Origin of the sequence: Psychrobacter sp. 1Y1, assembly GCF_051847395.2 — a bacterium.
Lineage (GTDB): Bacteria > Pseudomonadota > Gammaproteobacteria > Pseudomonadales > Moraxellaceae > Psychrobacter.
Window position 1 is genome coordinate 2,235,166 of record NZ_JBPYDF020000001.1, and the last position, 23,621, is coordinate 2,258,786.

Here is a 23,621-nt window from a genome sequence, read left to right on the forward strand (position 1 = left end):
GTTATCTTTCAAAAATTATCTTATCAAGTAAATTTACCTCTTCATTTGATAATAACCAATTTACACGGCTTCATCCAGCGATGTGTGCGACCCTTTTGCAATAATTGTAATTTGTGACCGTCAGCCTTGTACTTGGCTCACCGCAGACTGATACCTAGCTATATATAAAGTCTTATCATCGTCTGACCACATGCGCTAGCAAAGTTTGCTACAATGTATTTTTTAGCATTTATGATTTCGGTATCGTTATTTAGGTGATTGGATTATGGCAAAAAATGCCCTACAGGCTCAATTATTAAAGGCTGGCTTGGTTGATAGCAAAAAGGCCAAGAAGATCAGCAAGCAAACGCAACATGCCAAGCGCACTGGCGACTCAGAAAGCGTCGAAGCAAAAAAAGCGTTGGCAGAGGCGCAAGCTCAAAAGCTAGAAAAGGATCAAAAGCTTAATCAAGAAAAACAGCGCGTATTGGAAGAGAAAGCATTAAAGGCCAATATCGTCCAAATGATTAAGCAGCATCAAATTACTGAGACAGAAGGTGAGGTCAGCTATCAGTTTGTCGATGAGTCCAAGGTAAAGAAAATCGCTATCACTCAGAAACTCTACGATCAAATCGTGGCTGGTCACGTGGTTATCGCACGCTTGGAAGAAAGCTACGCGCTACTGCCTCGTCCATTGGCGGATCGTATCGATTCAAAAATGGAAGGCTTTATGGTTGTGTCAAACGACACTGCCGAAGAAGCATTGGCAGAAGACGATCCGTATGCCGCTTATGTGATTCCAGATGACTTGATGTGGTAAGGCATTATTTTACTGCTGTTGGCTTTACTATAGTGTTATAAGCATTCCCCCAAAAGCCCTTTATAGAATTTACGTTCTATAAAGGGCTTTTTTCGTTTATACGGGCTAGGCGAATTTTTGTAGCGCAAGATAAACGTTAAATGTGTCGATAGACTCAATCAAACGTACACAAATCAGGCTTCTTTAACCTAACATTGCTGGTTTGGTTAAAGAAAGTAACCTAGTCCTATAATTGCTAGAATATGGATATAATCAACTTGAACAGTTATTCAATAACCACTACAATGCGTTTTTAGTACATTTTGTGGTAATACTTTGTTTATTTTTGAGTAAACACTCAATATTGTTCATATTTTACCTGTTTTTGTTACCTGATAGTTCGGTGCCATCGTGCTCGTTTTATTTGCTTAATTTGTTCCAATTCACTTTTACTTTTTCTCAAAAAGAGATAATTCATGCCAAAACATTTACCACTCTCACTATTGTTTCTTCGCCTTGGTGTTTTCATCGTGTTCTTCTTTTGGACACTCGACAAATTCGTAAATCCTGAGCATGCCGCCAATGTATTTGCTAAATTCTACGTTTTAGAAAATTTGGGCATCACTATTGTTTACGTTATTGGTAGCTTACAAATTATTCTTATCTTCGCGTTTGTCATGGGTTTATTCAAAAAGTGGACGTACGGCATCATTTTATTACTACATGCTGCCTCTACTTTTGCCTCCTTTGGTCTTTACCTAACGCCTTTTGATAACTTATTGTTCTTTGCTGCATGGCCGATGCTGGCAGCCTGTTTGGCGCTATTCCTAATGAGAGACTATGACACCCTAACATTGGGTAAAAATACGTCTCCAGTATAAATGTCGGCGGCAGTGCTTATTGCTACAGTAGTATAAACATCAGACAGCAAGACATAATTTATATACTATTAAGACTGCCGACTTAAATTTTTTATCGTAGTTAAGCGATTCAGATGATTCGATTTGATCGCCACGTAACTCAACTATAGTTACTTAAGTATTGTTACTTAAGTTTAGTTATTCAGATGATGAGTATTCTACTGCTTGAGTAATAACTACGATTTTAGCCTTTGCTCCCTTATTTGGCCGGATTTTCCATGATTAAAAGAATATTTTTAATACTATTAATATTGATATTAGCGGCAAGCTTTTTTTATTTTGACCTAAATCAATTATTGACGCTTGATGGCTTAAAAGGGTCGATGGCGCAATTTAATGAATACAAAGCGCAGTCACCGCTATTGATTATCGGTGGGTTTTTCTTACTATATGTCGTCGTCACTGCCCTCTCCTTACCAGGCGCTGCGATTTTAACGCTAGCCGCGGGTGCGCTATTTGGTTTGGTTCAAGGCTTACTCGTTGCCTCATTTGCATCGAGTATTGGTGCTACCATTGCCTTCTTGGCATCGCGATATCTACTGCGTGACACCATCAAACAGCGCTTTCCTGAGCGGTTGGCAGCTATTGATGCAGGCGTCGAAAAAGAAGGTGGATTTTATTTATTTACCTTACGTCTGGTACCCATATTTCCATTCTTTTTGATTAACCTATTGATGGGTGTGACGTCTATTAAAACATGGACTTACTACTGGGTCAGTCAAATCGGTATGCTGGCTGGAACGTTTGTCTTTGTCAATGCAGGGACACAGCTGGCACAGATAGACAGCTTATCGGGTATTTTATCTTTCAACTTAATTATCTCGTTTGCGTTATTAGGTTTCTTCCCATTAATAGCAAAAGGAGTGTTGAACATGTTTAAAAAACGCCGTGTTTATAAAGGCCATACCAAACCTAAAAGGTTCGATCGCAATATGATCGTGATTGGCGCTGGCGCTGGCGGATTGGTCACAAGCTACATTGCCGCCGCAGTCAAAGCAAAAGTCACACTGATTGAAGCAGGTGAAATGGGCGGTGATTGTCTCAATTATGGCTGTGTACCTAGTAAGGCCATCATTAAGAGCGCAAAAATCGCTGACCAAATTCGCCATGGTGAAAACTACGGTCTAGAGAGCACCGTACCGCAGTTTTCGTTCAAAAAAGTGATGGCACGCGTACAGCAAGTAGTGGCTGATATCGCACCGCACGATAGTGTGGAACGTTATACCAATCTGGGCGTCGATGTGGTCAAAGGCTATGCCAAATTAGTTGACCCGTGGACAGTAGAGATCCAGCTAAATGATGGCGGCATGCAGACCCTAACAGCGCGCACCATTGTCATTGCCACTGGCGCTCGTCCATTTGTACCACCTCTGCCAGGTATAGAAGAAACAGGTTACGTGACCAGTGACACGCTATGGACTAAGTTTGCTGAGCTAGAAGAAGCCCCGAAAAAGCTAGTAGTACTGGGCGGTGGACCAATTGGTAGCGAGCTTGCGCAAAGCTTTGCGCGCTTGGGTTCTAATGTGACGCAAATTGAGATGAGCGATCGCATTATGGGTAAAGAAGACCTTGAAGTGTCTACCTTTGCTCACCAGTCGCTCACTGAAAGCGGTGTTAATATTTTGACCTCACATCAAGCAATGCGCTGCGAGATGCGTGATGGCAAAAAATACATTATCGTCAAACACAATGAAACAGAAATAGATATCGAGTATGATGAGCTACTTTGTGCCGTTGGTCGTAGCGCACGCCTTGAAGGTTACGGTTTAGAGGCGCTAGGTATCGAAACCAATCGTACCATCGTGACCAATGAATATCTCGAGACGTTATATCCTAATATTTTTGCTGCAGGTGATATCGTCGGTCCCTATCAGTTTACTCATGTCGCCGCCCATCAGGGTTGGTACGCCGCCGTAAATGGCTTATTTGGCAATTTGAAAAAGTTTAAAGTAGATTATCGCGTCATTCCGTGGGTTACGTTTATCGATCCAGAAGTCGCTCGTGTCGGTATCAACGAGCAAGAAGCCATTGATAAAGGCATCGATTACGAGATTACTCGTTTTGAGTTTGAAGAGTTAGATCGCGCCATTACAGATAGCGCGGCTAAAGGCTTTATCAAAGTCATCACCCCTAAAGGTAAAGACAAAATACTGGGTGTGACGGTAGTGTCTGAACATGCAGGCGACTTAATCGCTGAATTCGTATTGGCAATGAAACATGGTCTGGGTCTTAATAAAATATTGGGCACCATTCATAGCTACCCTACTTGGGCAGAAGGCAACAAATATGCCGCTGGTGAGTGGAAACGTGCTCACGCCCCTGAGACCGTATTAAGTTGGTTAGAAAAATACCATACTTGGCGTCGCGGTTAATTAATGGCAGTTTGCTGATCAACGTCATTAAATGATGCAATTAGCAGCAAAGTTCTAAAAGACTCTAATAAAGCTGGTTTAGATTTTGTGATATCTGTTTGGTTTGACATGGCAGACTATGAAATCTTTACCAGCTTTACTAACATTTAAATCATAACGGAAACTTGAATGCGCGTTATTACCGCTTTACCGATGCTCAAACGTCTTACGCGATATAGCACCTACGCTATGGTGATGAGCATTTGTATTGGTATATCAGCAAGCACAGCATCGCCAACTACTGCCAATATTAACCAAGACTTGTCACCTTGGCAGCAGATAGAAGCCCAAGGTAGCAATCAAGACGTTTACTTTTATGCATGGGGCGGTGATCCGCAAATTAACGCCTATTTACAATGGGTCGCCGATCAAGTCGATGATAAATATAATATTAACTTAGTCCATGTTAAATTGAGCGACACCAGTGAAGCAGTCAGTCGTGTACTCGCAGAAAAGTCTGCTCATAATGATGATCAAGGCAGTGTGGATCTCATCTGGATTAATGGTGCTAACTTTGCCACCATGAGTGAAAACTCGTTATTACTTAAACAATGGGCAAACAAACTGCCCAATTTTGCGTTGACTGATCCGGACAATAATCCAACCGTAAATTTCGATTTTGGTGTGCCGACCAACGGTATGGAAGCACCATGGGGACAAGCCTCTCTGACGTTCTATTACGATAACTTATCTACCAGTAAACCGCCAATAACGCTAACTGAACTGACCACTTGGACGGCAAAAAACCCTGGCCGTTTTAGCTACCCAAAACCACCTGATTTTTTGGGTATGAGTTTCTTAAAATATGTCTTAGTCATGCTACATGAACAACAAGACGCTCAAACGGGTAAAGACATTAGCGCACAGCTTAACTTGCCTGCCACTGAAGAAAACACCGCACTCGTATTAGACCCGCTATGGGCGTTTTTGGATAATTTTCATCCAACCTTATGGCGTAATGGCGAGCAGTTCGTGCAGACAGGTGCGCAGATGCGGCGCTTAGTCGATGATACTGAGCTGAGTCTCGCGTTTACCTTTTCGGCACCAGAAGTTCCTGCAGCCGTGCAGCGCTATGACTTACCTCAGAGCATTCGCAGCTATGCCATGAGTGACGGCAGCTTAAGCAATACTCATTTTGTCGCTATCCCTTATAATGCCAGCCACCCTCAGGCGGCACAATTAGTAGCCAACTTCTTAATGAGTCCAGAAGCCCAAGCAAAAAAACAAACCCCTTCGGTATGGGGTGACAAAAGCGTACTGGTCCAATCTACGCTTAGCCCTGCACAACAAGCGTTATTCAAAACCAAGCAGCCCCATCCAAGCGCCCTGCCCTTTGATAGTGTCAAACGCACGGTAAGCGAGCCGCATCCAAGTTGGGTAGAGGCCATTCAGCAAGGCTGGCAAGCACGTTATGGGGTGAGTCCATGAGCCACGGCTTTGATAAAATAACGAAAAAAGGTGATAGTCCTAGACCTATTACGCTTGAGAAAAAAGACCTGTTTACGCGTATCGTGTCTTTTAGTCCCAAACTCTTAATTCTCATATTAATACTACCCGTACTCTGTGGCCTTATCTGTGTACTGTTGCCTGCCCTAAGCTGGGTTCCTGCCCTAGAAAAAACAACCTTGAACCTGCAAGGGTTTATAGACCTATGGCAAACGCCTGGCATCACGCAGATGGCTGCGTTAAGTCTTGCTACAGGACTTATCAGCACCCTACTCGCTTTTGTTATTGCCCTGATGATATTGGCTGCGTTTTTTAACAGTGTTTGGTTGCAGCGTATTGAGCATTTATTAAGTCCTATCTTAGTCATTCCTCATGCAGCTGCAGCCATTGCCGTTGGGTTTTTGATTGCGCCGTCAGGTATGTTTGCACGGCTCATCTCCCCGTGGCTAACTGGTTGGGAGATGGCACCCGATGGTATGTTTCCACATGATCCATACGGTATCAGTATCATCTTGGGTTTAACCTTGAAAGAGCTGCCTTTTTTATTATTAATGGCACTGGGCGCGCTTGCTCAGCCTGAACTTGGTAAAAAACTACGTCAACAATATACTGTTGCGCTCAATTTAGGTTATTACCCAATTACTGCCTTTTTTAAGGCGGTCTTGCCTCTGTTATATCCTTTTCTACGTTTGCCTATTTTGGCCGTGTTGGCCTATGCCAGTGCAAGTGTAGAGATGCCGTTGATATTGGGTCCTAACACACCGCCAACGCTTGCCGTCTCTATCATACAATGGTTTAACGATGTTGACCTGACATTGCGTATCAAGGCATCAGCAGGCGCATTATTGCAGCTCGTACTGACAGCAGGGTTAGTCGGCTTTTGGCTGGGCGGCGAAAAAACTATCAAGGCAATATTTAGTGTTTCGTCAGTCAATGGCAAACGTCATTATGCAGATACTATCTGGCAAAAAGTCACCGCTATACTTACCGTAGGCGTGATTGGTTTTATGCTCATGTCACTCGCTGGCCTTGTTTTATGGGCATTTGCAGGGTTTTGGCGGTTTCCAGCGATGCTACCAGAGCAATTCGTGCTATTACACTTTCAAAGTGCCTTTACTCAAATGAGCACACCATTGGTCAATACGCTTAGCATTGGGGCCGTCAGTACTGCCTTTGCTGTTTTTCTGACGTTGCTATGCTTGGAGGCTGAGCAACTGAGTGCTAAGCCATTGTCACACTTCACCAGTTTTATTATTTACTTACCGCTCTTGGTGCCAAGTATTGCGTTTCTATTCGGCTTGGTCTGGTTACAGCAGTTGGCCAATCATCAATCAGAATTTTTTAACGTGGCATTCGCCCATCTTTTATTCGTGCTACCGTACGTGTTTTTATCACTGGCCAGTAGTTATCGACGCCTAGATCCTCGTTTAGCTCATGTGGCCGCCAGCCTTGGTGCTACCCCTATCAAGGTATTTTTCCAGATAAAACTGCCGCAGTTATTTGCCCCTATTTTGATTGCCATTGCTCTCGGTCTAGCGATCAGCTTTGGCCAGTACTTGCCAACTCTATTGGCAGGTGGCGGACGTATTGCCACTATCACGACAGAAGCGGTGACATTGGCAAATGGTGCCAGTAGGCGTACCAGTGCTGTCTACGCAATTATGCAAATGGCGCTACCGCTCATCGGTTTTATATTGGCTTGGATGCTACCCAAATACTTTTTTAGAAGTGGCACTCGATAGCAGGCTGGTCATAAACAAAAGCAAACGTTATCAAACATTAAAATAATCAGTCGTAAAAACGCAAACAAAGGGTTCCCGATGCCATCATCTCTACAGATAAAAGACTTACAGCTGTTTCGTCAAAACGAGCAGCTATTGAGTATCAATGAGCACATCGCTGGTGGCGACATCCTAACCGTGATGGGCCCTTCTGGTAGTGGCAAGTCCAGTCTACTAAACTGGCTAACAGGCACTTTGGCGAGTGATTTTACCGCGACGGGTACTGTCTGGTTGAACGATAAAAATGTGACTCACCTGCCTGCGCATTTGCGCAGTATTGGTGTGCTGTATCAAGACGCACTGCTGTTTTCGCACCTATCCGTCGCAGGCAACATTGCTTTTGCCATGCCAAAAGGAAACAAAAAACAGCGTGTTGAAAAAATAGCGCAATCTTTAGCGCAAGTGGGCTTAGAAGGGATGGGAGATCGTCACCCTGATAACTTATCAGGTGGTCAACAAGCACGTGTCGCCCTACTACGCACACTACTGAGTGAGCCCAAAGCGATACTACTTGATGAGCCGTTTAGCAAACTTGATACTCAATTAAGAATGGATACACGGCAGTTGGTATTCGATCAGATTCGTACTCATAAGTTGCCTGCTATTATGGTCACGCACGATCAAAGCGACGCTGAAGCAGCCAATGGTAAGGTTATTCATGTAGGACAATAGTTTTGGACATCAGAGACAAACACTCAGCCAAAATGACAAAGAAAGCAAAATACAAAAGGCAGCTCGCATGTTAGACAAGTTTATTACGCCCGTGATCAAGCCACTACTAACTCCAATAGTAGCGACATTGCATAAGCTCGGTATTACGGCTGATCAGCTTACGGTAGCTGGGTTTTTGATTGGTATGTTGGCATTACCACTACTCGCGTTTGAGCTATGGTATGGCGCGCTGGCAGCGATAATATTGAATCGTATTTTTGATGGACTTGATGGCGCAATGGCACGCTACGCACAGCAAAGCTCAAGCGCTGGCGGCTACTTAGATATCACCCTCGATTTTTCGTTTTATGCCGCTGTGCCACTTGGGTTTATTTTGGCAAACCCTGCACAAAACGCTATAGCAGGTGCCTTGTTGTTAGCGGCATTTATCGGGACAGGTTCGAGCTTTTTGGCTTTTGCGATTTCTGCGGAAAAGTTTCAATTAGACAAGCCACAGTTTAAATATAAGAGCTTTTATTATCTTAATGGCCTTACTGAAGGCACCGAAACTATTGCTCTGTTTATTGCTCTCTGTATTTGGCCACAGCAGTTTGTGCTACTTGCTGGTATCTTTGCTACTGCCTGCGCTGTTACTATTTTTACTCGTATACATGGTGGGTATCATACCCTCAAACAGCTCGAATCTACCAAGTAAGCATCTAGAGATATATGCCGTATCAAAACCCAGCAATGAACCTCTAAGCGTTTACTGAGTTATCGAGTCGCAACGCTTCTATAGATAAGGCCATATCTTCAGCAAGGGCATGTACCGTCGAGCTCTCTATGTCACGCTGGGCAAAGGCACGTAGCCCCATGACTTCTGCCTGTAGACGGCGTCCAAGTCTAACCGGATCAAACTCACTATCCATCTCACCGGCATTCTGCGCTTCCTTAAAGCATTCTATAAATCGCGTCTCCATACCTGCCAGCAGCATTTCCACCTTGGTTAACGCTGTCTGCTCACGCGCACCCAGCTCTAGTAAGCTTTTGACCAGCATACAGGCTCGGCTCGGTAATGCTTTGTCACGAATCCCGCCAAGCTGACGTATATAAGCGGCAAGGCCTAATAAAGGCGTTTCATGATGGCTTAATACTCGCTCAAGCTCGGTCAGTCCTAAACGCGCATAGTATTCTAGCGCTTCTTGAAACAGGCCCTCTTTATTACCAAAAGCGGCATAGATACTGCCTGGGCGCATATCGAGTGCTTGCTCGATGTCTTTTAGAGACGTGGCATGAAAGCCCTTTTGCCAAAAAAGCTGTAGCGCACGCTCCAAGGCGTCATGACGGTTGTAAAGTGCGGTGCGTGACATAATGTGCCCCATTTAAAAAGCCGTGACCTCATATAAAAATGGGCACGGCTATAAAACTTGAATGATTGCTCAATTTTATCCTGAATAGGTGCGACAGTAAAGTTAATATAAGAAACGGTCTGGTAAACAAACGTAATGCTAGGGCGCGACCTAGCAATCAGCAATCAGCAATCAGCAATCAGCAATCAGCAATCACTCTACAATAATTCAACAGTCATGCTGATAGCTAGTAAATGGTCTCTATAGTGGCTAATGACAATCTAGTTAAAAGTCCAGTTAATCGGTCAACAATACGTGTTTGCTCTTCTGATAAGCGGACAAACCATCACCGCCCAACTCACGGCCGATACCGCTGTGTTTGAACCCGCCCCAGCCTGCTTCTGGCAGTACGATTTGTTGCTCATTAATCCAGATATGCCCGGCTTTTATTTGTAGCGCCATCTCAAGCGCGGCAGTCTCATCAGCGCTCACGATGGTTGCTGCTAAAGCAAACTTGCTATCATTGGCTAGGCGAATAGCCTCTGCATCGTTAGTAAAGGTTGTACTGACTAATACAGGCCCAAACACTTCCTCCATCCATAATTGACTGGTCGCTGGCACATTTGTATAGATAGTTGGCGCTACAAAATAACCAGATGCTTCTACTAACTCACCACCGGTTAAGCAGTCCAGATTTTCAGCTGTCGCAATATCAAAGAATTTCTTAACTTGGTTCAGCTGCTGCTCGCTTACTAATGGACCCATTTGCGTCTCTGTCGCAAAACCATCACCAATTTGCAAACTTTCCGTTTTAACTTTTAACGTCTCAAAAAGCTGTTCAGCGATGTCTTGATGTACAACCAAACGCGACGTGGCCGAGCATATCTGACCTGCATTGGTAAATATGCCGCCAATAATTAAATCACAAGCATAATCAATATCAGCATCGGCGCATACCACAATAGCAGATTTGCCACCCAACTCTAGGCTAATGTCTTTGATGCCTTTTGCTGCTTGGATCATGACCTTTTCGCCGACGACATTACTGCCAGTAAAAGAGACTTTGTCAATCAGCGGATGGCTGGTCATAGCAGTGCCCACTTCCGCAGCACCCGGTAAAATATTAACTACCCCTTTTGGCAAGTCAATTTCCGATAAGATATTACCTAGCATAAGCTCTGGTAATAATGTCACCTCAGACGGCTTTAATAGCACGGTACAGCCTGCCGCTAGCGCAGGTGCCAACTTCCAAGAAGTCGTTACCATTGGGAAGTTCCAAGGGGTAATCAGCGCACAAATACCTACTGGCGAGTATGTCTTTAACAAACGAATGCCTGACTCAAGCGTTGATACTTTAGACCATGTTGCTTGCTCTGTGATGAGATTGGCATAGTAGCGATAGCAAGCGATGGCATCTCCGACGTCTATCTTCGCCTCTTCAATTGGTTTGCCGTTGTTTAATACAGACAGCCCAACCAAGGTATCGAATTGCTGCTCCATAGACTCTGCAATTGCATTTAGATAGCGGGCACGCTCACTTACACTAGTCTGTGACCAGCTAGCAAAGGCTTCATCAGCCGCTTCGACTGCCTGCTCTACATGGGCACTGGTGCACAGACGTGTCGTTGCAATCTCCTCACCTGAATTTGGATCATACAACGCATGGTTATTTCTATTATCAAAGCTTGCATTATTACCGTCAGTCGCGAGGGCTTCAATCGTAACCCAGTCACCATTGATATAAGCGGCATTTAATACAACTTCGTTTTGAGCCGTTTGTATGACAGTTTCTCTGGTTAAATCTGTAGAGTTCAGCATTTCCATAATGGTCAATCGCCTTATATTTTTGATCAAATTGTCTTTATGTGCGTAACGTCCGTAATGTGATTGGCTAAATAGTCGGTTTAACTGCCTACAGAAAAACCGACCATTTGAATATTATCGTCAGGCTAGATGCCTTGTGAATACTAGACACGCCACTAATACAGTAGATGCGCCACTGATGTAATCACTACCAAGCTGATAAGCGTACGAAGGATAAAGATTAAAAATAGCTCTAATACATTTAGCTTAATATTTGACTTCAAAATCAGCGCACCTACTTCAGACATGTAGATAATCTGAGTAATTGAAGCAGCACCAACGATGAAACGTGTCATCTCACTTTCAATGCTTTTACCGACCAATGCTGGCAAGTACATATCTGCAAAGCCCATAATCATGGCCGGGCCAGCTTTGGCCGCTTCTGGAATCTGCAACCATTCAAGTACTGGCACCAACGGTGTCGCAATCCAATTAAAGACAGGCGTGTACTCTGCTAAACCAAGACCGATGGTACCGATAGCGAACGTTACTGGAATCAATCCCAAATAGATATCAAACAGATTGTGTACGCTGCGTTTGAACACTTTACCTAAGCTAGGCATAGAATGCGCGCGAGTGACGGCACGATTGACAGCCCATTGGTACGTTGTATATTCAGCAGGGATGCCTTCATCTAGCATACTTTTGCCCGAGTGATACGTATCAGGCTTGAGTGATAATGGTGGTATGCGCGGCATGATAATCGCAGCGATAAAACCGGTTAGCGCAATGGTCAGATAAAAGAAGACAAAGTTATTGTCTACGCCGATGGTTTTGGCAACCACATAGGTAAAGGCGATAGAAGTGACGGAAAATGTGGTCGCGATAATGGCGGCTTCGCGCTGGCTGTAGAAGCTTTTATCATACTCTTGCATAGTGACTAGCAAGCCGATAGACGCGGCACCAAACCAAGAAGACATTGCATCGACAGCAGAACGACCCGGTAGTTTAAAGAGCTTGATAAATACTTTACTGGCTAAAGTACCCAAAAACTCCATCAAGCCGAAATCAGTCAAAAATGGCAGTGATAAAATGGCAAAGAAGAACAACGGAATTAAGACAGGAATCAAATCTTCAAAAATGACACCGCCCGTATTACGATTGATAATAAACTCAGGGCCGACTTGTAGAAAAATCATCCAAACAAATGCCATTCCTAAAAACCGGATGGCAAGCCAAAACCACTCAACATCAAAGAGTTTTTTAGCGAGCGAACCTTCATTCAGATTTGGCTTTAATACTTTGACTGCTAACGCACCGATAAAGGATATCGTCACGAGCGCCATCGTGATATAGGTCACCAAACCACCTAAGGCGGATTGTAGCGTATCGGTCAATACACCTAATAAAATCGTGACTTTACCATCCCACTCGAACGGTATGATAAATAACGCAATACCCAACGCTGAAAACAATAAAAACTTCCACATTGCCGCACGCCACTGTCCTGCTTTTGGCGTTTCTGGATCGACCGTATTATTCCCTAAAATCGGCTGCTGCGACTTATCCATGTAACTCGTCATTTAATTTCTCCTTAATGGGCGATGATTGCCAGTTTTTCCATTTCTCTGTCTGACCAATACCTGGGTTGAGCGAATTGGTTGGATCCAGTTTTTTATAAAAATAATGTAGCTCAGTTTTAGCAGGATACACATGCCCCACATTGTGTTCGGCAGGATACTCAATATGACGTTGGTCATAAAATGCCAGCAGGTCTTCCTTGAATTGCTTGGCATTGGTCTTAGGTTTCAATAAATAGTCTTGGTGCATGACATGACAGAAAAAATGCCCCAAATAAAAAGTTTTGCTGACTTGTTTTTGTAAATGTTCAGGTAGAGTCTCGTCCCAATCTACAGCATTTCTAGGTAAAGCAATATCGGTCGATAGCAGCTCGCCAAACTTATCTTGATTTAAATTATGATAACGAAACATGGCAGCGGTCGCGGCACTGCGAAATACCAATAACGTTTGCGATTCAAGCTCTGTGCATACATGCAGCGCACCTTGATATTGCTGCATATGATTTTGCAAAAAATCCTGCGCAGCAGCGATATTGTTGCCATCGTTTTTATTAGAATCTTTATTAATGCCATTATCAAAGTCGTTACCAAAACCATCTGCGACTTTTATAATCAAATGGTATTTATATGAGAGCGCCTGCGTAGTCAAAGTGGCTGGTAATGACGGCGGCATAAACCTAGATGTTAGTTGCAGTATCCAATCTGGCAGCGTATTTGGGAGATGCCACTTATCCAGATAATAGCCAATCTTTATTTGCAGTCGATACAGCGATCCTATCTTGCTAGCAGAGAGCTTACGCATACTCAGACAAGTGTCTCGACCATAGCACATCGTAATGTCGTTATAATCTTTGTGCATATACTCAGCCAACACGGGCAGGTTCAACTCGCTTTTTAACCATTGTTGCCTGAGTGTGGTGAAGGTATCAGCGTCGTTGGTCGAGATATAAAATGTTTGCTCGTGTTTAGGCTTGGCAAAGGTCGCTACCCTCACTGCAAATACGATGACCTTGCCAGCTGAGCCAGATGCTTCGTACAGACCGTTAGGATCGTTGTTAAATCTAGCAGGTGTCTCTGCCTCACAATCACGGACTTTATGTTGATAATGATGGTTGGTGCAGGCGTTACTGTTGCTCGTACTGTTTGAGACCTTATTAAACGTGCCAGCTTGCAGGTTCTCTAGCATTTCCTCTGGATGCGACCCCAAATCCAGTCCCAGATGATTGATTAACTCAAACGCTCCTGAGGTATTGCGTCTGGCAAATAACGCCATCTCAGTATAACCAGGTCCACGCTGCACTAGCATCCCGCCTGAGCTATTGCAGATTCCGCCTATTATCGATGCGCCAACACAACTAGAGCCCAATACTGAATGTGGCTCACGCCCTAATGGCGCAAGGGTAGACTCTAATTGCTGCAAAGTAGCGGCTGGCAAAGCAACCAGTTCTGCTGCATCATTAAGTAAATGCACACCGCCCAATAACTGCATAGAGATTACGACTAGTGGTCGATCATACTCTCCATTCGGAGTTGAGCCACCTGTTAGGCCTGTATTGGCCGCTTGAGCAATGATAATCACATCAAAAGTGGCACAGATATTAATGACGCGCCATAGTGCCACAAGAGAGTGCGGTATCACAACTGCGACGGTAGCGTCTGTGATAGCCTCAATTGCACCTTGCACATAAGACTGCTGTTGGCTAGGTTTTGTCAATACATTGGTCGTACCAACGACAGCAGCAAGTGCCGTTAACAAACGCGGTATGTGCTTATGTCTACTTTCTGACATTTCTCTAGCATTGGGCGTCATGAACGTGCTTCCTTGCATAACCAGCGTTTGTCATTTTTTTGACGTTTTTTAGAACTGTGACTATCAGTCTCGTGATTATCCGTAGCATTAGCGCCAGTATTACTATTAACTAAAATAAGTTACTGTCTTAGCCATTTCTTTTAGAAAGTCATCTGCTTCATCAATCTCATAAATGATTGGCTGTTTACCCTTCGTGTCTGTCTTTAATGCGTCTAGCAATTGCTGTTTATCGGTGATTCTGCGATAGCCAGCGCCAAACCCTGCTGCTAGTGGCTCAAAGTTTGGCGTTTTGATATTGACGCCAATCAATGGTAAACCGCCCTCTTCCATATAGCGACGAATCTCACCGTAGCCTTGGTTGTTCCATAGTAAGACGATCAATGGTAGCTCAAGCTCGGCTGCGCAGATAAGCTCGGCAATCGTAAATTGAATACCGCCATCACCCATTAGACTGACGACGGGTAGATTTGAGCCAACCATGGCTCCAATAGCAGCAGGCAAACCATAACCTAATGTGCCAAAACCCGTCGATGAATTAAACCATTTACGCGTCGCCAAGGCTTCAAGACCAAGGTTACCGCTATAAACAGGCTGCGTTGAATCACCAACGAAAATGACGTCTTCTACTTCATCTCTAATCAGCTTCAGTAAAGCATTTTGACCCGCAAAGTCTGTCGTTACATCCTTCAAGATGGCCTGCTTTGCTTCGTTTACTCGTGACAGTGCTTGATGATCGAATGTCTGACCTTCTAAGCGACTACACAAACCCCTAATCGCCATTTGTGCGTCGGACAGTACCGCGATATCTGCTCTAAATGGACGCTGCAATTGCTGGGCATCACAGTCGATACGGACCAGCGTTCCATTTATCTTAAACTCACCATTAAAGAACACATCGTAGTCAGTCTCACCAAGCTCAGTACCAATCGCTAATACCCAATCCGCCTCGGTAATCACGGCTCGGCCTGCGTCTAATGACTGGTTGCTACCTAAACTTAATGGATGACCAGGTGACAGCAAACCTTTGGCATTAATTGTCAAAAACGTTGGTGCATCTATCAGTTCTGCCAATCGCTGTGCATCGTGATCGACATCGACACAGCCGCCCCCATAAAGTATTACAGGGTTTTTCGCGGTTTGTAATGACTGTACGATTAGGTCTAATTGCGCAGGATTCGGCAGTGATCTTGTGACCTGCGGTAGGCTCAAAATATTTGTATCGGCTTGGCGAGTTGCGGCAGCATTTAAAGTAGGTGGCTTAGCGACATGACTGGCATCAGCGGTGATGATATCGATAGGCAACTGAATATGGACTGGTCCCGGACGTGCACCATTAAATAAAGCAAAGGCTTCGGCAATCACTGTCGGTAGCGATTCAGGTTGCCAAATGGTTTTGCTGGTCAGGGCTACTTTACTGACCATACCCTGCTGATCATGCAACTCATGTAGATGCCCTTCACCGCTACCCGTGTCTTTGACTTTGTTAACACTAGAGATGACCAACATCGGTATCGAATCAGCCAGCGCTTGTGCCATCGCTGTCATGATATTGGTCATGCCGGGTCCTGTGATAATAAAACAAACCCCAACCTTGCCGGAAGCGCGGTAGTAACCGTCCGCCATAAACCCAGCGCCCTGCTCATGACGCGGTGTCACATGACGAATGTTAGTACTAGGCAAGCCGCGATACAGCTCTACCGTATGTACGCCAGGGATGCCGAAAACGGTCTCTACCCCATAGTACTCTAGCCACTGTACCAGTAGCTCACCACAGGTTAGAGAAATGGTTTCTGATAATGCAGAAGACGTTTGCGTCAATTGGGTCATGGGTTATTCATCCTAAAGATTTTAATAAGTATTGGGTTAAATTTTTTATTTGAAGTTGCTTTTTATTTAGAGTAGTTAGTTATTTTAAATCGCTGTTAATTTTGAATAATAATTAAGTGCTATTCATTACAAGTCATGGTGCCGTAACCAATCATCAATCATGACGTTTAAACGTTTACCTGAAAAGCTAGGGAAATGCCCACCATGAACGACTCGCACTGGCAATGCGTTTAAGCGGCGCATGCTCTTGGCGTAGTCAGCCATGTTGCTGTGCCACGTATCTTCAATTAATGGGCCATCATAGATAAGGTCACCAGAAATCAGTGTTTCGCTAGCCGCTTCCCACAAGGCGATACCACCTGGTGAATGACCCGGCGTATGAATCACTTCAAATTGACGATTGCCCAAATCAATCATGTCACCATCTTCAAGCTGCATAATTTTCGCTGGTGCAGCAATTTTATAGCCGCAATGGGCATAAGGTTCAGGCGGTAGCGCGTCAAACATCTCATCGTTAACAAACATATCTGCCAAAGTACGAGCATTGTCTGGTTCAGCTAAGATGTGTGCTTCAGCAGAATGTACATGACAGCAGTCAAACTCATTTGCCGCGCCAATGTGGTCAAAATGGGTGTGACTGGCTACACCAACGATATCGCGATCAGCGAGCAAAGCAACATGGCGGCGCAATGGTACAGCACCTAACCCAAAATCTACTAATAAATCACGTTCGCTACCCCGTACGTGCCACAGATTACAGCGGAAAAACGGCTTAATCCATGGCTCGTCAATAAGTGTGATTCCGTCACTGAGCGTAGTGGTTCGATACCAGTTTTCTGGTTTAATTCGAGATAATAACTGCTCACTCATAAGTCAGCTCCATTAACGACATGAGTATCTTTAAGAGCACGCAGGTCCTTAAGATAATTTTGGTGCGTGCGACTTTCATCAATACGGGCGAGATCGATATCTACTATCATCGTGCCAGCGGTCAAACCAAGCCTTCCGATTACTTCGCCATCGGGACCAGCGGCGATACTATTACCACAGTAATGAAGGGTGTCTTCTACGCCTGAGCGGTTGATACAAGCAACAAAGCATTGATTGTCTATGGCACAAGCGCGAATTTGCAGTACCTGGCGTTCTGCATTTGGCAACAATTTGCTGTCGGTGACAGTATGACCTCCGCCCCCGCTTGTGCCAGCTCTCTTGCCACTTCTGGGAACTCATTATCGTAGCAAATCATTAAACCTAACTTGCCAAATCGAGTATTGACCACGCAGGACTTTTTACCTGCTGTAAAGAACTCGTTTTCACGATCCCATAAGTGACGCTTGTTATAAGTCGCAAGGTGTTTTCCATTGTCATCTAGCAGTATGGCAGAGTTGCTTAACTCACCATTAGACTGGCGCTCAGCGAGACCAAACAGTAGATGCAAGTTATATTTATCAGCAAGTCTCGCTGCCTCAGTGACAATTGAACCATCGATAGTTTGCGCTAAGCGATCAAGATGCTCAAAGATGTTGTAGCCTGTGAATGCAAGCTCTGGCAACGCGATCAGATCTACTTTTGCCTCTACTGCTAGGCGACAAAGCGACTCTAAAGCTTCTAGATTGGCCGTCGTTTCAGCCAGTAAAGGGCTGGTTTGAGCAATCATCAATTTCATAATGACGGCTCCTTTTTAGCTGAAGTGACAGCGCTACTAGGACGAGTGAACAGAGTCGCACCTAACCAGTAAAGTCCACCAGTAATAATAAAGACAGGTAATGAAGCACCGAAAGATGGAGGCGCTATCAAAGTCCAGTATGCGGCGAGCGCTGCACCGATTAGATAGGCTGCGATAGCAATCTTTGCAGTAGGACGACCTAACTGTTTGGTAGAATCAAGCAGCTTTACGGTGTAGCCTTCTTGACCAACAAGGTAATAATCGACAATCATGACTGAAAATGCTGGGATAAATAGTGCACCTACGATCAATAAGAAGTTTTGGAATTGGTCTAAAATACCTGGTATCAACGCCCCAAAGATAGTGACCAAACCAATGATAAGTGCAGGTTTCCAAAAGCTCATGTTAGGAGCAACGTTCATGCAGGATAGCGTTGCGCTATAGACTGCCATTACATTGGTTGTCATGACTGAAAAGAAGATAACTAGAGCAGCTGGTAGACCAAAACCAAAGTCAGCAAGCAGACGAGTCGGGTCGTAAGTCTGTTCCATACCGTTTAGGATAGAAAGCCCTGATATCGTCGCACCCAAGCCCATAGCAACGATAGCCGCCATGATGTAGCCAAAGTAAGTACCCCATACGGCAATCTTTGAAGTTTTACAGTTACGGTTGTAATCAGCTGCTGAAGACATCCAAGAGAACGCAGTGGCAATGACAATATCAAACGCGATACCTAACGTAATACCATTACGTGATTCAACTGGCATCTCAAACAGGGTCGATACATCATAATGTTGATTAAGTTGATAGAGCACGATAACGGTAAGCGCGGCCATGGCTAGTGCCGCCCAACGTTCGACAAGCTCAATACCGAGGTGACCGCGTAGCACAATTAAAACCACGACGGTCTCGCACAGAATCACAAACAGTGGCAGGTTACTATAACCTGTGGTCGCTTCAATCGCGTAGTTCAGACTCATGCCAGCGAGCAGCGCCTGAATACAGCTCCACGCAATGAGCACACCCATGTTTACCAGTGAAATCAACTGGCTACCAAGTGGTCCATAAGCTCTACGTGTCAGAGCCATCGATGGCAAACCGGTACGCTGACCCATCAGACCAACTAAAAGCAGTGGAATTGCACCGATTAAAGAACCAATGAGTACGGTCGTGATAGCAGTGGTAAAACGTAGATCTGGTACCAACAACATCCCAGTTAAGATGGTCGTGACTACGATATTGGCACCAAACCACAGCGCAAACGTACCAATTGAACCCAAACTGTGTCCAGCTTCATTTGGAGAAAGGGTATCTTGACCAAAAAATGAAGAAGGTTTACTCATTAGTGTCTTCCTTAACCGAGTTATATTAATACCAGTCATTGCACTGGTGCCGATAAAGCTACTCTATACTCCACATCTAACCAATAAGAGATTGTTAATAACCCATTCCTTTTACGGTTATCATGTTGAGACTTAACGACTAGTAAACTGCCTTAACCTTGTCGTCATAGCGTACGCCCGGCAGGATACATAGCATCTCGAACAATAAATTCGCCGCCAATACCGAGGTATTACCAAATGGATCGTACGGTGGTGATACTTCAACCAAATCACCCCCTACCACGTCTAGGCCGCGCATACCGCGAATGATTTCGATACCTTGAGTAGAGGTCAAACCACCGATTTCAGCAGTGCCGGTACCTGGGGCAAAAGCAGGATCGATACCGTCGATATCGAAGCTCAAGTAAACAGGACCATCACCTAGCTTTTCACGTACTTCAGCCATAAGCGGTGTTAGCGATTTGTACCAGCACTCCTCAGCAGGTACCACGCGGAATCCTTGCTCAATTGACCAGTCAAACTCTTCAGCGCTATAGCCTGTACCACGTAGACCAATCTGCACCACACGATTACCATCGATAAGGTTTTCTTCAACAGCGCGGCGGAACGGCGTACCATGAGCGATTTTTTCGCCAAACATATCATCATTGATATCAGCATGAGCATCGATATGCACCATGCCGACAGGGCCATGTTTTTTAGCAAGTGCACGCAGAATGGGCAATGCGATAGTATGATCGCCACCTAGTGTTAGAGGAATCGCGCCGTGTTTGACGATTTTATCGGTATAGAATTTTTCGATGATATCAACGCTTTTTAGCAGGTTGAATGTATTGATAGGCACATCGCCGATGTCAGCGACTTGTAATGACTCAAAAGGCGCAGCACGAGTGGCCACATTGTAGGGACGAATCATTCTTGACTCATCACGAATCTGTCTAGGACCCAATCTTGCACCGCTACGGTTGGATGCACCGATATCTAAAGGCACACCAACAAATGCTACATCTAGCCCTTCAGCATCGGCTTGCGTTGGCAGGCGCATCATAGAAGCAAAACCGCCAAACCTTGGCATTTCATTGCCGCTTAATGGTTGATTGAACGTCATAAGTTCTTCCTTGTTCTATTTGGTTTAAGTACACAATTTGCTACATACCATTGACAATACATAAATATAAGAGCATGAACCATGGTAAAATTTAGAAGTAAACTTCTGAATTTTCGTAGTAAAGCAGGCTTATATGTCATTAGCAGAAGTTTGTCGAAAAGCGTATTTATTGGAGGTTGGTTCTTGATATTAGATGAGTTAATAAAAATAGACGTAAAAACGCTACGTAGTTTTATGGCTATCGTAGACTGTCAAGGGGTGACAGCAGCTCAGGCACGTCTAAATGTTACACCTTCGGTGATTAGTGGTCATTTGACGCATTTGGAAGACCGTTTGGGCATGACATTATGTCATCGTGGTCGCGCAGGGTTTAAGCTAACAGAGGATGGCGCAGCGGTTTATGAAGCTTGCGTCGCTTTTACAGAGTCAGTCGCCAACTTTCAACATCAATTGCATTATATCCAGCAACTAGATTCCGTTCATGGCGGACACATCAGGTTGTGCTTAACCGATCAAATGCCTAAATTTTTTTATGATGCACTAAGACAGCGGCTTGCTAGCAGCTACCGTAATAACCCGTTGATACACTTTTCTATTGACGTCCAAAGTCCTGAGAGCATGTTAGAAAAGCTCTTAAGTAACGAGAGTGACATTGGCGTGGGTTATTTTGGCAGCTTCCCACCTTTACTCACTTTTAAGCCAGCATTTGTTGAAAAACAAGTGGTCTGCTGTGGACGCGAACATAGATTGTTTTACAACTCAGACGGATTAACTTTTGAGGATTTAGAACAGAACTATCCGTGGATAAAAAGAGGCTATGTGGTAGAGCATCATATCAATCATATTCGCCCCAAGACATTAAGCGCGACTACTTATCATATGGAGGCGACAGCGCAGCTTATCCTTGCAGGTCACCATGTTGGCTACTTGCCGCGTGATTTAGCGAAGCGTTATGAGGGTATGGGCCTGATGAAAATACTACTGCCTGATGAGGCAAGCTATGATGTCGAGCACCATTGGGCATATCGAGAAAATCAGCCTAAACAAGCGGCTGATTTTTTGAATAAAATGATGAACTTATTATAAGATACCACTAGGTTTATTACACTATTGCAGACGGTTGTTGGTACTTTAGGCCAATGGTTCTCAGCTTCCCTTTGTCATCAACTTCTTTGATGACTAATGACCATTCATCACTTATCACAACGGTATCGCCTGATACTGGCGCGGTACCTAGATGTGATTTTACATACTCTGCTACCGTTTGCTCCCACATATTTTTTGCGCTGTCTTCATCGGACGTTTTTAATGTTTTTACCAGTGTCTCAGACGCCATGATGCCTGTAAAAAATGGCAAGTCGCCAAGCTTCACACTAGGTGATAACAGCCAGTCGCCATAGAAATCATCAATAGCTTTACGATCTAGTGTTGTGTCATTAAAAATCTTGGCAATTTTGCTGGCGTGATTACCTCTCATCGCATACCAGACACTATCGCCGAATTTTAGCTTTGTATGCTCATCGACTACTACGATTTGCTGGTTACGCACTAGCGCAAAGACACTGATTTCATCTGGGTTAATACCTTTGGAGATACCCATAGGATGACGCCCAATGGCAAATGCACCTGACTTTGCCTCAAACTCATACAGCGTGATACTGGCCTTATCGGATACCCAGACTTCATGCTCCTCTTTTGGGTCTTTATTGGTTGGAATACGTACCTTAAACAGATTGGCCATCGTCGGGATGGTTGTGCCTTGCAAAATCAACGACAGAACCACGACGCCAAAGGCAATATCAAACAGCATAAAGGCGTTATCTATCCCAGCCATGACGGGTAAAATTGCCAAGGTAATAGGCACTGCACCGCGCAAACCAACCCAAGAGATAAACCCAATCTCTCTGTCTTTAAATTTGAAAGGTTTTACGCTGGTATAGACGGCAATAGGACGCGCGACAAAGATCATAAAGAGCGCGATTGCAACCGAATAATGCCAGACATTGAGGACGTTTGACGGAGTGACCAATAGTCCTAATACTACGAAAAGCACCGCCTGCGACAGCCAAGCAAAGCTGTCCATCACTCGCATGACATGTTCTGTTGAGCGCACCTTGTGGTTGCCGATTAGCACACCAGTGAGGTATACCGCCAAAAATCCACTGCCGCCAATGAGATTGGTCGCGGCGAACACAGCCAAGCCAGCGGAGAGGATTAAAATGGCGTACATACCTTCTGCCAAATGCACCTTGGGCAATAATCGGGATAAGAAATAACCGAACAATAAGCCCATACCTAGCCCAAAGCTCAGCTGCTGTAGTAATAAAACTAAAAATCCAAATACTGTCTGACCATCAGGATCAACATTTAGGGCAATCAAACCAGTGACTAATAAAATAGCCAAAGGATCGTTGGCACCAGACTCAAGTTCAAGCGTGGCTTGTACACGGTCGTTAAGCTTGACGCCGCCATTACGTAATAGAGAAAATACCGCTGCTGCATCGGTTGAGCCGACAATCGCTGCCATCAGCAAACCAAAGCGCCAATCGACATCAAGTAGCCAAGTGACAAAGACCCCTAGCACCATGACCGTGACCAACACACCCCACGTGGCCAGCGTAATCGCAGGTTTTAGACCCACTCGGAACGATTTAAAGGACGTACGTAAACCACCATCTAGCAAGATACAGGCTAAGGCTGCCTGCCCAACGAAATTGGCTAGCGCATACTGAGAGAACTCAATACCCAAGATACCTTGCTCGCCTGCCAACATACCCACTATCAAAAACAGCAACAACAATGGTACGCCTAAGCGCGCCGATAATGTACTCGCCATGATACTGGCGAAAATTAGTACTGCGCCTACGAGATACAGGATATTTAAGGTATCCATTTTTTTTGAGCCCTATTTTTTATTATTAAGAATAGTAATTGATTACGATGGGGTTTTCGTTATCTTGCTGTTAGTAGATATTACACCAGTGAGCCTACCATAAGCGGCCGTTATTCAAAATATGAATGACAATTATTTATGATGATATTAACATCACCATCAGAACTAGCAGCCAATACTAGGGCGTGTCTTCATTTCAAAAATGGTGATAAAAATGAGATAAATTGCCGTCAAACAAGAAAAATAGCGCAGATA

At 44.5% G+C, this 23,621-nt stretch carries 19 protein-coding genes; 8 read left to right on the forward strand and 11 right to left on the reverse strand.

Going from position 1 to position 23,621, the window contains the following annotated elements; all coding sequences use genetic code 11:
* The first annotated feature begins 265 nt into the window (after nt 1-265).
* The 7 genes from ACS8FA_RS23245 (at nt 266) to ACS8FA_RS23275 (ending at nt 8,702) form a co-directional block, all read left to right on the forward strand.
* Entirely contained in the window at nt 266-799 is a 534-nt protein-coding gene (locus ACS8FA_RS23245; RefSeq protein WP_102078489.1) for a DUF2058 domain-containing protein, read from the forward strand.
* Between the two features lie 455 nt (nt 800-1,254).
* Complete coding sequence (locus tag ACS8FA_RS23250) at nt 1,255-1,659, forward strand: hypothetical protein (protein ID WP_439266759.1); 405 nt, start codon at nt 1,255-1,257, stop codon at nt 1,657-1,659.
* Between the two features lie 257 nt (nt 1,660-1,916).
* The gene (locus ACS8FA_RS23255; RefSeq protein WP_439266757.1) at nt 1,917-4,070 is read left to right on the forward strand and encodes a dihydrolipoyl dehydrogenase family protein; all 2,154 of its coding nucleotides are present in this window, start codon (nt 1,917-1,919) and stop codon (nt 4,068-4,070) included.
* A gap of 168 nt (nt 4,071-4,238) precedes the next feature.
* Nucleotides 4,239-5,537 (forward strand): ABC transporter substrate-binding protein, encoded by a 1,299-nt coding sequence (locus tag ACS8FA_RS23260; RefSeq protein ID WP_439266755.1) that lies wholly within the window; start codon nt 4,239-4,241, stop codon nt 5,535-5,537.
* The gene (locus ACS8FA_RS23265; RefSeq protein WP_439266754.1) at nt 5,534-7,297 is read left to right on the forward strand and encodes an ABC transporter permease; all 1,764 of its coding nucleotides are present in this window, start codon (nt 5,534-5,536) and stop codon (nt 7,295-7,297) included. The genes ACS8FA_RS23260 and ACS8FA_RS23265 overlap by 4 nt, the downstream gene beginning before the upstream one ends.
* A 78-nt stretch (nt 7,298-7,375) precedes the next feature.
* Entirely contained in the window at nt 7,376-8,008 is a 633-nt protein-coding gene (locus tag ACS8FA_RS23270) for an ABC transporter ATP-binding protein (RefSeq protein WP_439266752.1), read from the forward strand.
* A 67-nt stretch (nt 8,009-8,075) separates the two neighbouring features.
* Entirely contained in the window at nt 8,076-8,702 is a 627-nt protein-coding gene (locus ACS8FA_RS23275) for a CDP-alcohol phosphatidyltransferase family protein (protein ID WP_439266750.1), read from the forward strand.
* Between the two features lie 43 nt (nt 8,703-8,745).
* Here ACS8FA_RS23275 and ACS8FA_RS23280 read toward each other — a convergent pair whose 3' ends face one another.
* From ACS8FA_RS23280 to speB, 10 genes are all read right to left on the reverse strand, one after another.
* Nucleotides 8,746-9,357, reverse strand: coding sequence for a TetR/AcrR family transcriptional regulator (locus ACS8FA_RS23280; protein WP_439266748.1), 612 nt, complete (start codon nt 9,355-9,357; stop codon nt 8,746-8,748).
* Between the two features lie 276 nt (nt 9,358-9,633).
* Complete coding sequence (locus ACS8FA_RS23285; protein ID WP_439266746.1) at nt 9,634-11,160, reverse strand: aldehyde dehydrogenase family protein; 1,527 nt, start codon at nt 11,158-11,160, stop codon at nt 9,634-9,636.
* A 155-nt stretch (nt 11,161-11,315) separates the two neighbouring features.
* Nucleotides 11,316-12,722 (reverse strand): YjiH family protein, encoded by a 1,407-nt coding sequence (locus ACS8FA_RS23290; RefSeq protein WP_439266744.1) that lies wholly within the window; start codon nt 12,720-12,722, stop codon nt 11,316-11,318.
* A complete protein-coding gene (gene dld / locus ACS8FA_RS23295; protein ID WP_439266742.1) occupies nt 12,703-14,529 on the reverse strand; it encodes a D-lactate dehydrogenase in 1,827 nt (608 codons plus the stop codon). Before dld ends, ACS8FA_RS23290 begins: the two co-directional genes overlap by 20 nt.
* Before the next feature lie 105 nt (nt 14,530-14,634).
* Nucleotides 14,635-16,356 carry a 5-guanidino-2-oxopentanoate decarboxylase gene (locus tag ACS8FA_RS23300; RefSeq protein ID WP_439266741.1) on the reverse strand — a complete coding sequence of 574 codons (1,722 nt, stop codon included), beginning with the start codon at nt 16,354-16,356 and terminating at the stop codon, nt 14,635-14,637.
* Between the two features lie 126 nt (nt 16,357-16,482).
* A complete protein-coding gene (locus tag ACS8FA_RS23305) occupies nt 16,483-17,226 on the reverse strand; it encodes an MBL fold metallo-hydrolase (protein WP_439266739.1) in 744 nt (247 codons plus the stop codon).
* Nucleotides 17,223-17,513 (reverse strand): nitrilase-related carbon-nitrogen hydrolase, encoded by a 291-nt coding sequence (locus tag ACS8FA_RS23310; protein ID WP_439266737.1) that lies wholly within the window; start codon nt 17,511-17,513, stop codon nt 17,223-17,225. Before ACS8FA_RS23310 ends, ACS8FA_RS23305 begins: the two co-directional genes overlap by 4 nt.
* Nucleotides 17,465-18,022 carry a carbon-nitrogen hydrolase family protein gene (locus tag ACS8FA_RS23315; RefSeq protein WP_439266735.1) on the reverse strand — a complete coding sequence of 186 codons (558 nt, stop codon included), beginning with the start codon at nt 18,020-18,022 and terminating at the stop codon, nt 17,465-17,467. Before ACS8FA_RS23315 ends, ACS8FA_RS23310 begins: the two co-directional genes overlap by 49 nt.
* Nucleotides 18,019-19,365: a purine-cytosine permease family protein gene (locus ACS8FA_RS23320; RefSeq protein ID WP_201572115.1), complete on the reverse strand. Its 1,347-nt coding sequence runs from the start codon at nt 19,363-19,365 to the stop codon at nt 18,019-18,021. The genes ACS8FA_RS23315 and ACS8FA_RS23320 overlap by 4 nt, the downstream gene beginning before the upstream one ends.
* A 139-nt stretch (nt 19,366-19,504) precedes the next feature.
* A complete protein-coding gene (speB, locus tag ACS8FA_RS23325; protein WP_439266733.1) occupies nt 19,505-20,473 on the reverse strand; it encodes an agmatinase in 969 nt (322 codons plus the stop codon).
* A 183-nt stretch (nt 20,474-20,656) separates the two neighbouring features.
* Between speB and ACS8FA_RS23330 the strand changes: the two genes are divergently transcribed.
* The gene (locus ACS8FA_RS23330; protein WP_522902005.1) at nt 20,657-21,559 is read left to right on the forward strand and encodes a LysR substrate-binding domain-containing protein; all 903 of its coding nucleotides are present in this window, start codon (nt 20,657-20,659) and stop codon (nt 21,557-21,559) included.
* Nucleotides 21,560-21,575: 16 nt separating this feature from the next.
* On the opposite strand, the gene ACS8FA_RS23335 is transcribed toward ACS8FA_RS23330, so the two are convergent.
* Nucleotides 21,576-23,366 (reverse strand): potassium/proton antiporter, encoded by a 1,791-nt coding sequence (locus ACS8FA_RS23335; RefSeq protein ID WP_439266731.1) that lies wholly within the window; start codon nt 23,364-23,366, stop codon nt 21,576-21,578.
* Nucleotides 23,367-23,621 lie beyond the last annotated feature (255 nt).

Coding starts and splice junctions, on each gene's coding strand:
- ACS8FA_RS23245 (WP_102078489.1), top strand. CDS start 266: ATGGCAAAAAATGCCCTACAGGCTCAATTATTAAAGGCTGGCTTGGTT.
- ACS8FA_RS23250 (WP_439266759.1), top strand. CDS start 1,255: ATGCCAAAACATTTACCACTCTCACTATTGTTTCTTCGCCTTGGTGTT.
- ACS8FA_RS23255 (WP_439266757.1), top strand. CDS start 1,917: ATGATTAAAAGAATATTTTTAATACTATTAATATTGATATTAGCGGCA.
- ACS8FA_RS23260 (WP_439266755.1), top strand. CDS start 4,239: ATGCGCGTTATTACCGCTTTACCGATGCTCAAACGTCTTACGCGATAT.
- ACS8FA_RS23265 (WP_439266754.1), top strand. CDS start 5,534: ATGAGCCACGGCTTTGATAAAATAACGAAAAAAGGTGATAGTCCTAGA.
- ACS8FA_RS23270 (WP_439266752.1), top strand. CDS start 7,376: ATGCCATCATCTCTACAGATAAAAGACTTACAGCTGTTTCGTCAAAAC.
- ACS8FA_RS23275 (WP_439266750.1), top strand. CDS start 8,076: ATGTTAGACAAGTTTATTACGCCCGTGATCAAGCCACTACTAACTCCA.
- ACS8FA_RS23280 (WP_439266748.1), bottom strand. CDS start 9,357: ATGTCACGCACCGCACTTTACAACCGTCATGACGCCTTGGAGCGTGCG.
- ACS8FA_RS23285 (WP_439266746.1), bottom strand. CDS start 11,160: ATGGAAATGCTGAACTCTACAGATTTAACCAGAGAAACTGTCATACAA.
- ACS8FA_RS23290 (WP_439266744.1), bottom strand. CDS start 12,722: ATGACGAGTTACATGGATAAGTCGCAGCAGCCGATTTTAGGGAATAAT.
- dld (WP_439266742.1), bottom strand. CDS start 14,529: ATGACGCCCAATGCTAGAGAAATGTCAGAAAGTAGACATAAGCACATA.
- ACS8FA_RS23300 (WP_439266741.1), bottom strand. CDS start 16,356: ATGACCCAATTGACGCAAACGTCTTCTGCATTATCAGAAACCATTTCT.
- ACS8FA_RS23305 (WP_439266739.1), bottom strand. CDS start 17,226: ATGAGTGAGCAGTTATTATCTCGAATTAAACCAGAAAACTGGTATCGA.
- ACS8FA_RS23315 (WP_439266735.1), bottom strand. CDS start 18,022: ATGAAATTGATGATTGCTCAAACCAGCCCTTTACTGGCTGAAACGACG.
- ACS8FA_RS23320 (WP_201572115.1), bottom strand. CDS start 19,365: ATGAGTAAACCTTCTTCATTTTTTGGTCAAGATACCCTTTCTCCAAAT.
- speB (WP_439266733.1), bottom strand. CDS start 20,473: ATGACGTTCAATCAACCATTAAGCGGCAATGAAATGCCAAGGTTTGGC.
- ACS8FA_RS23335 (WP_439266731.1), bottom strand. CDS start 23,366: ATGGATACCTTAAATATCCTGTATCTCGTAGGCGCAGTACTAATTTTC.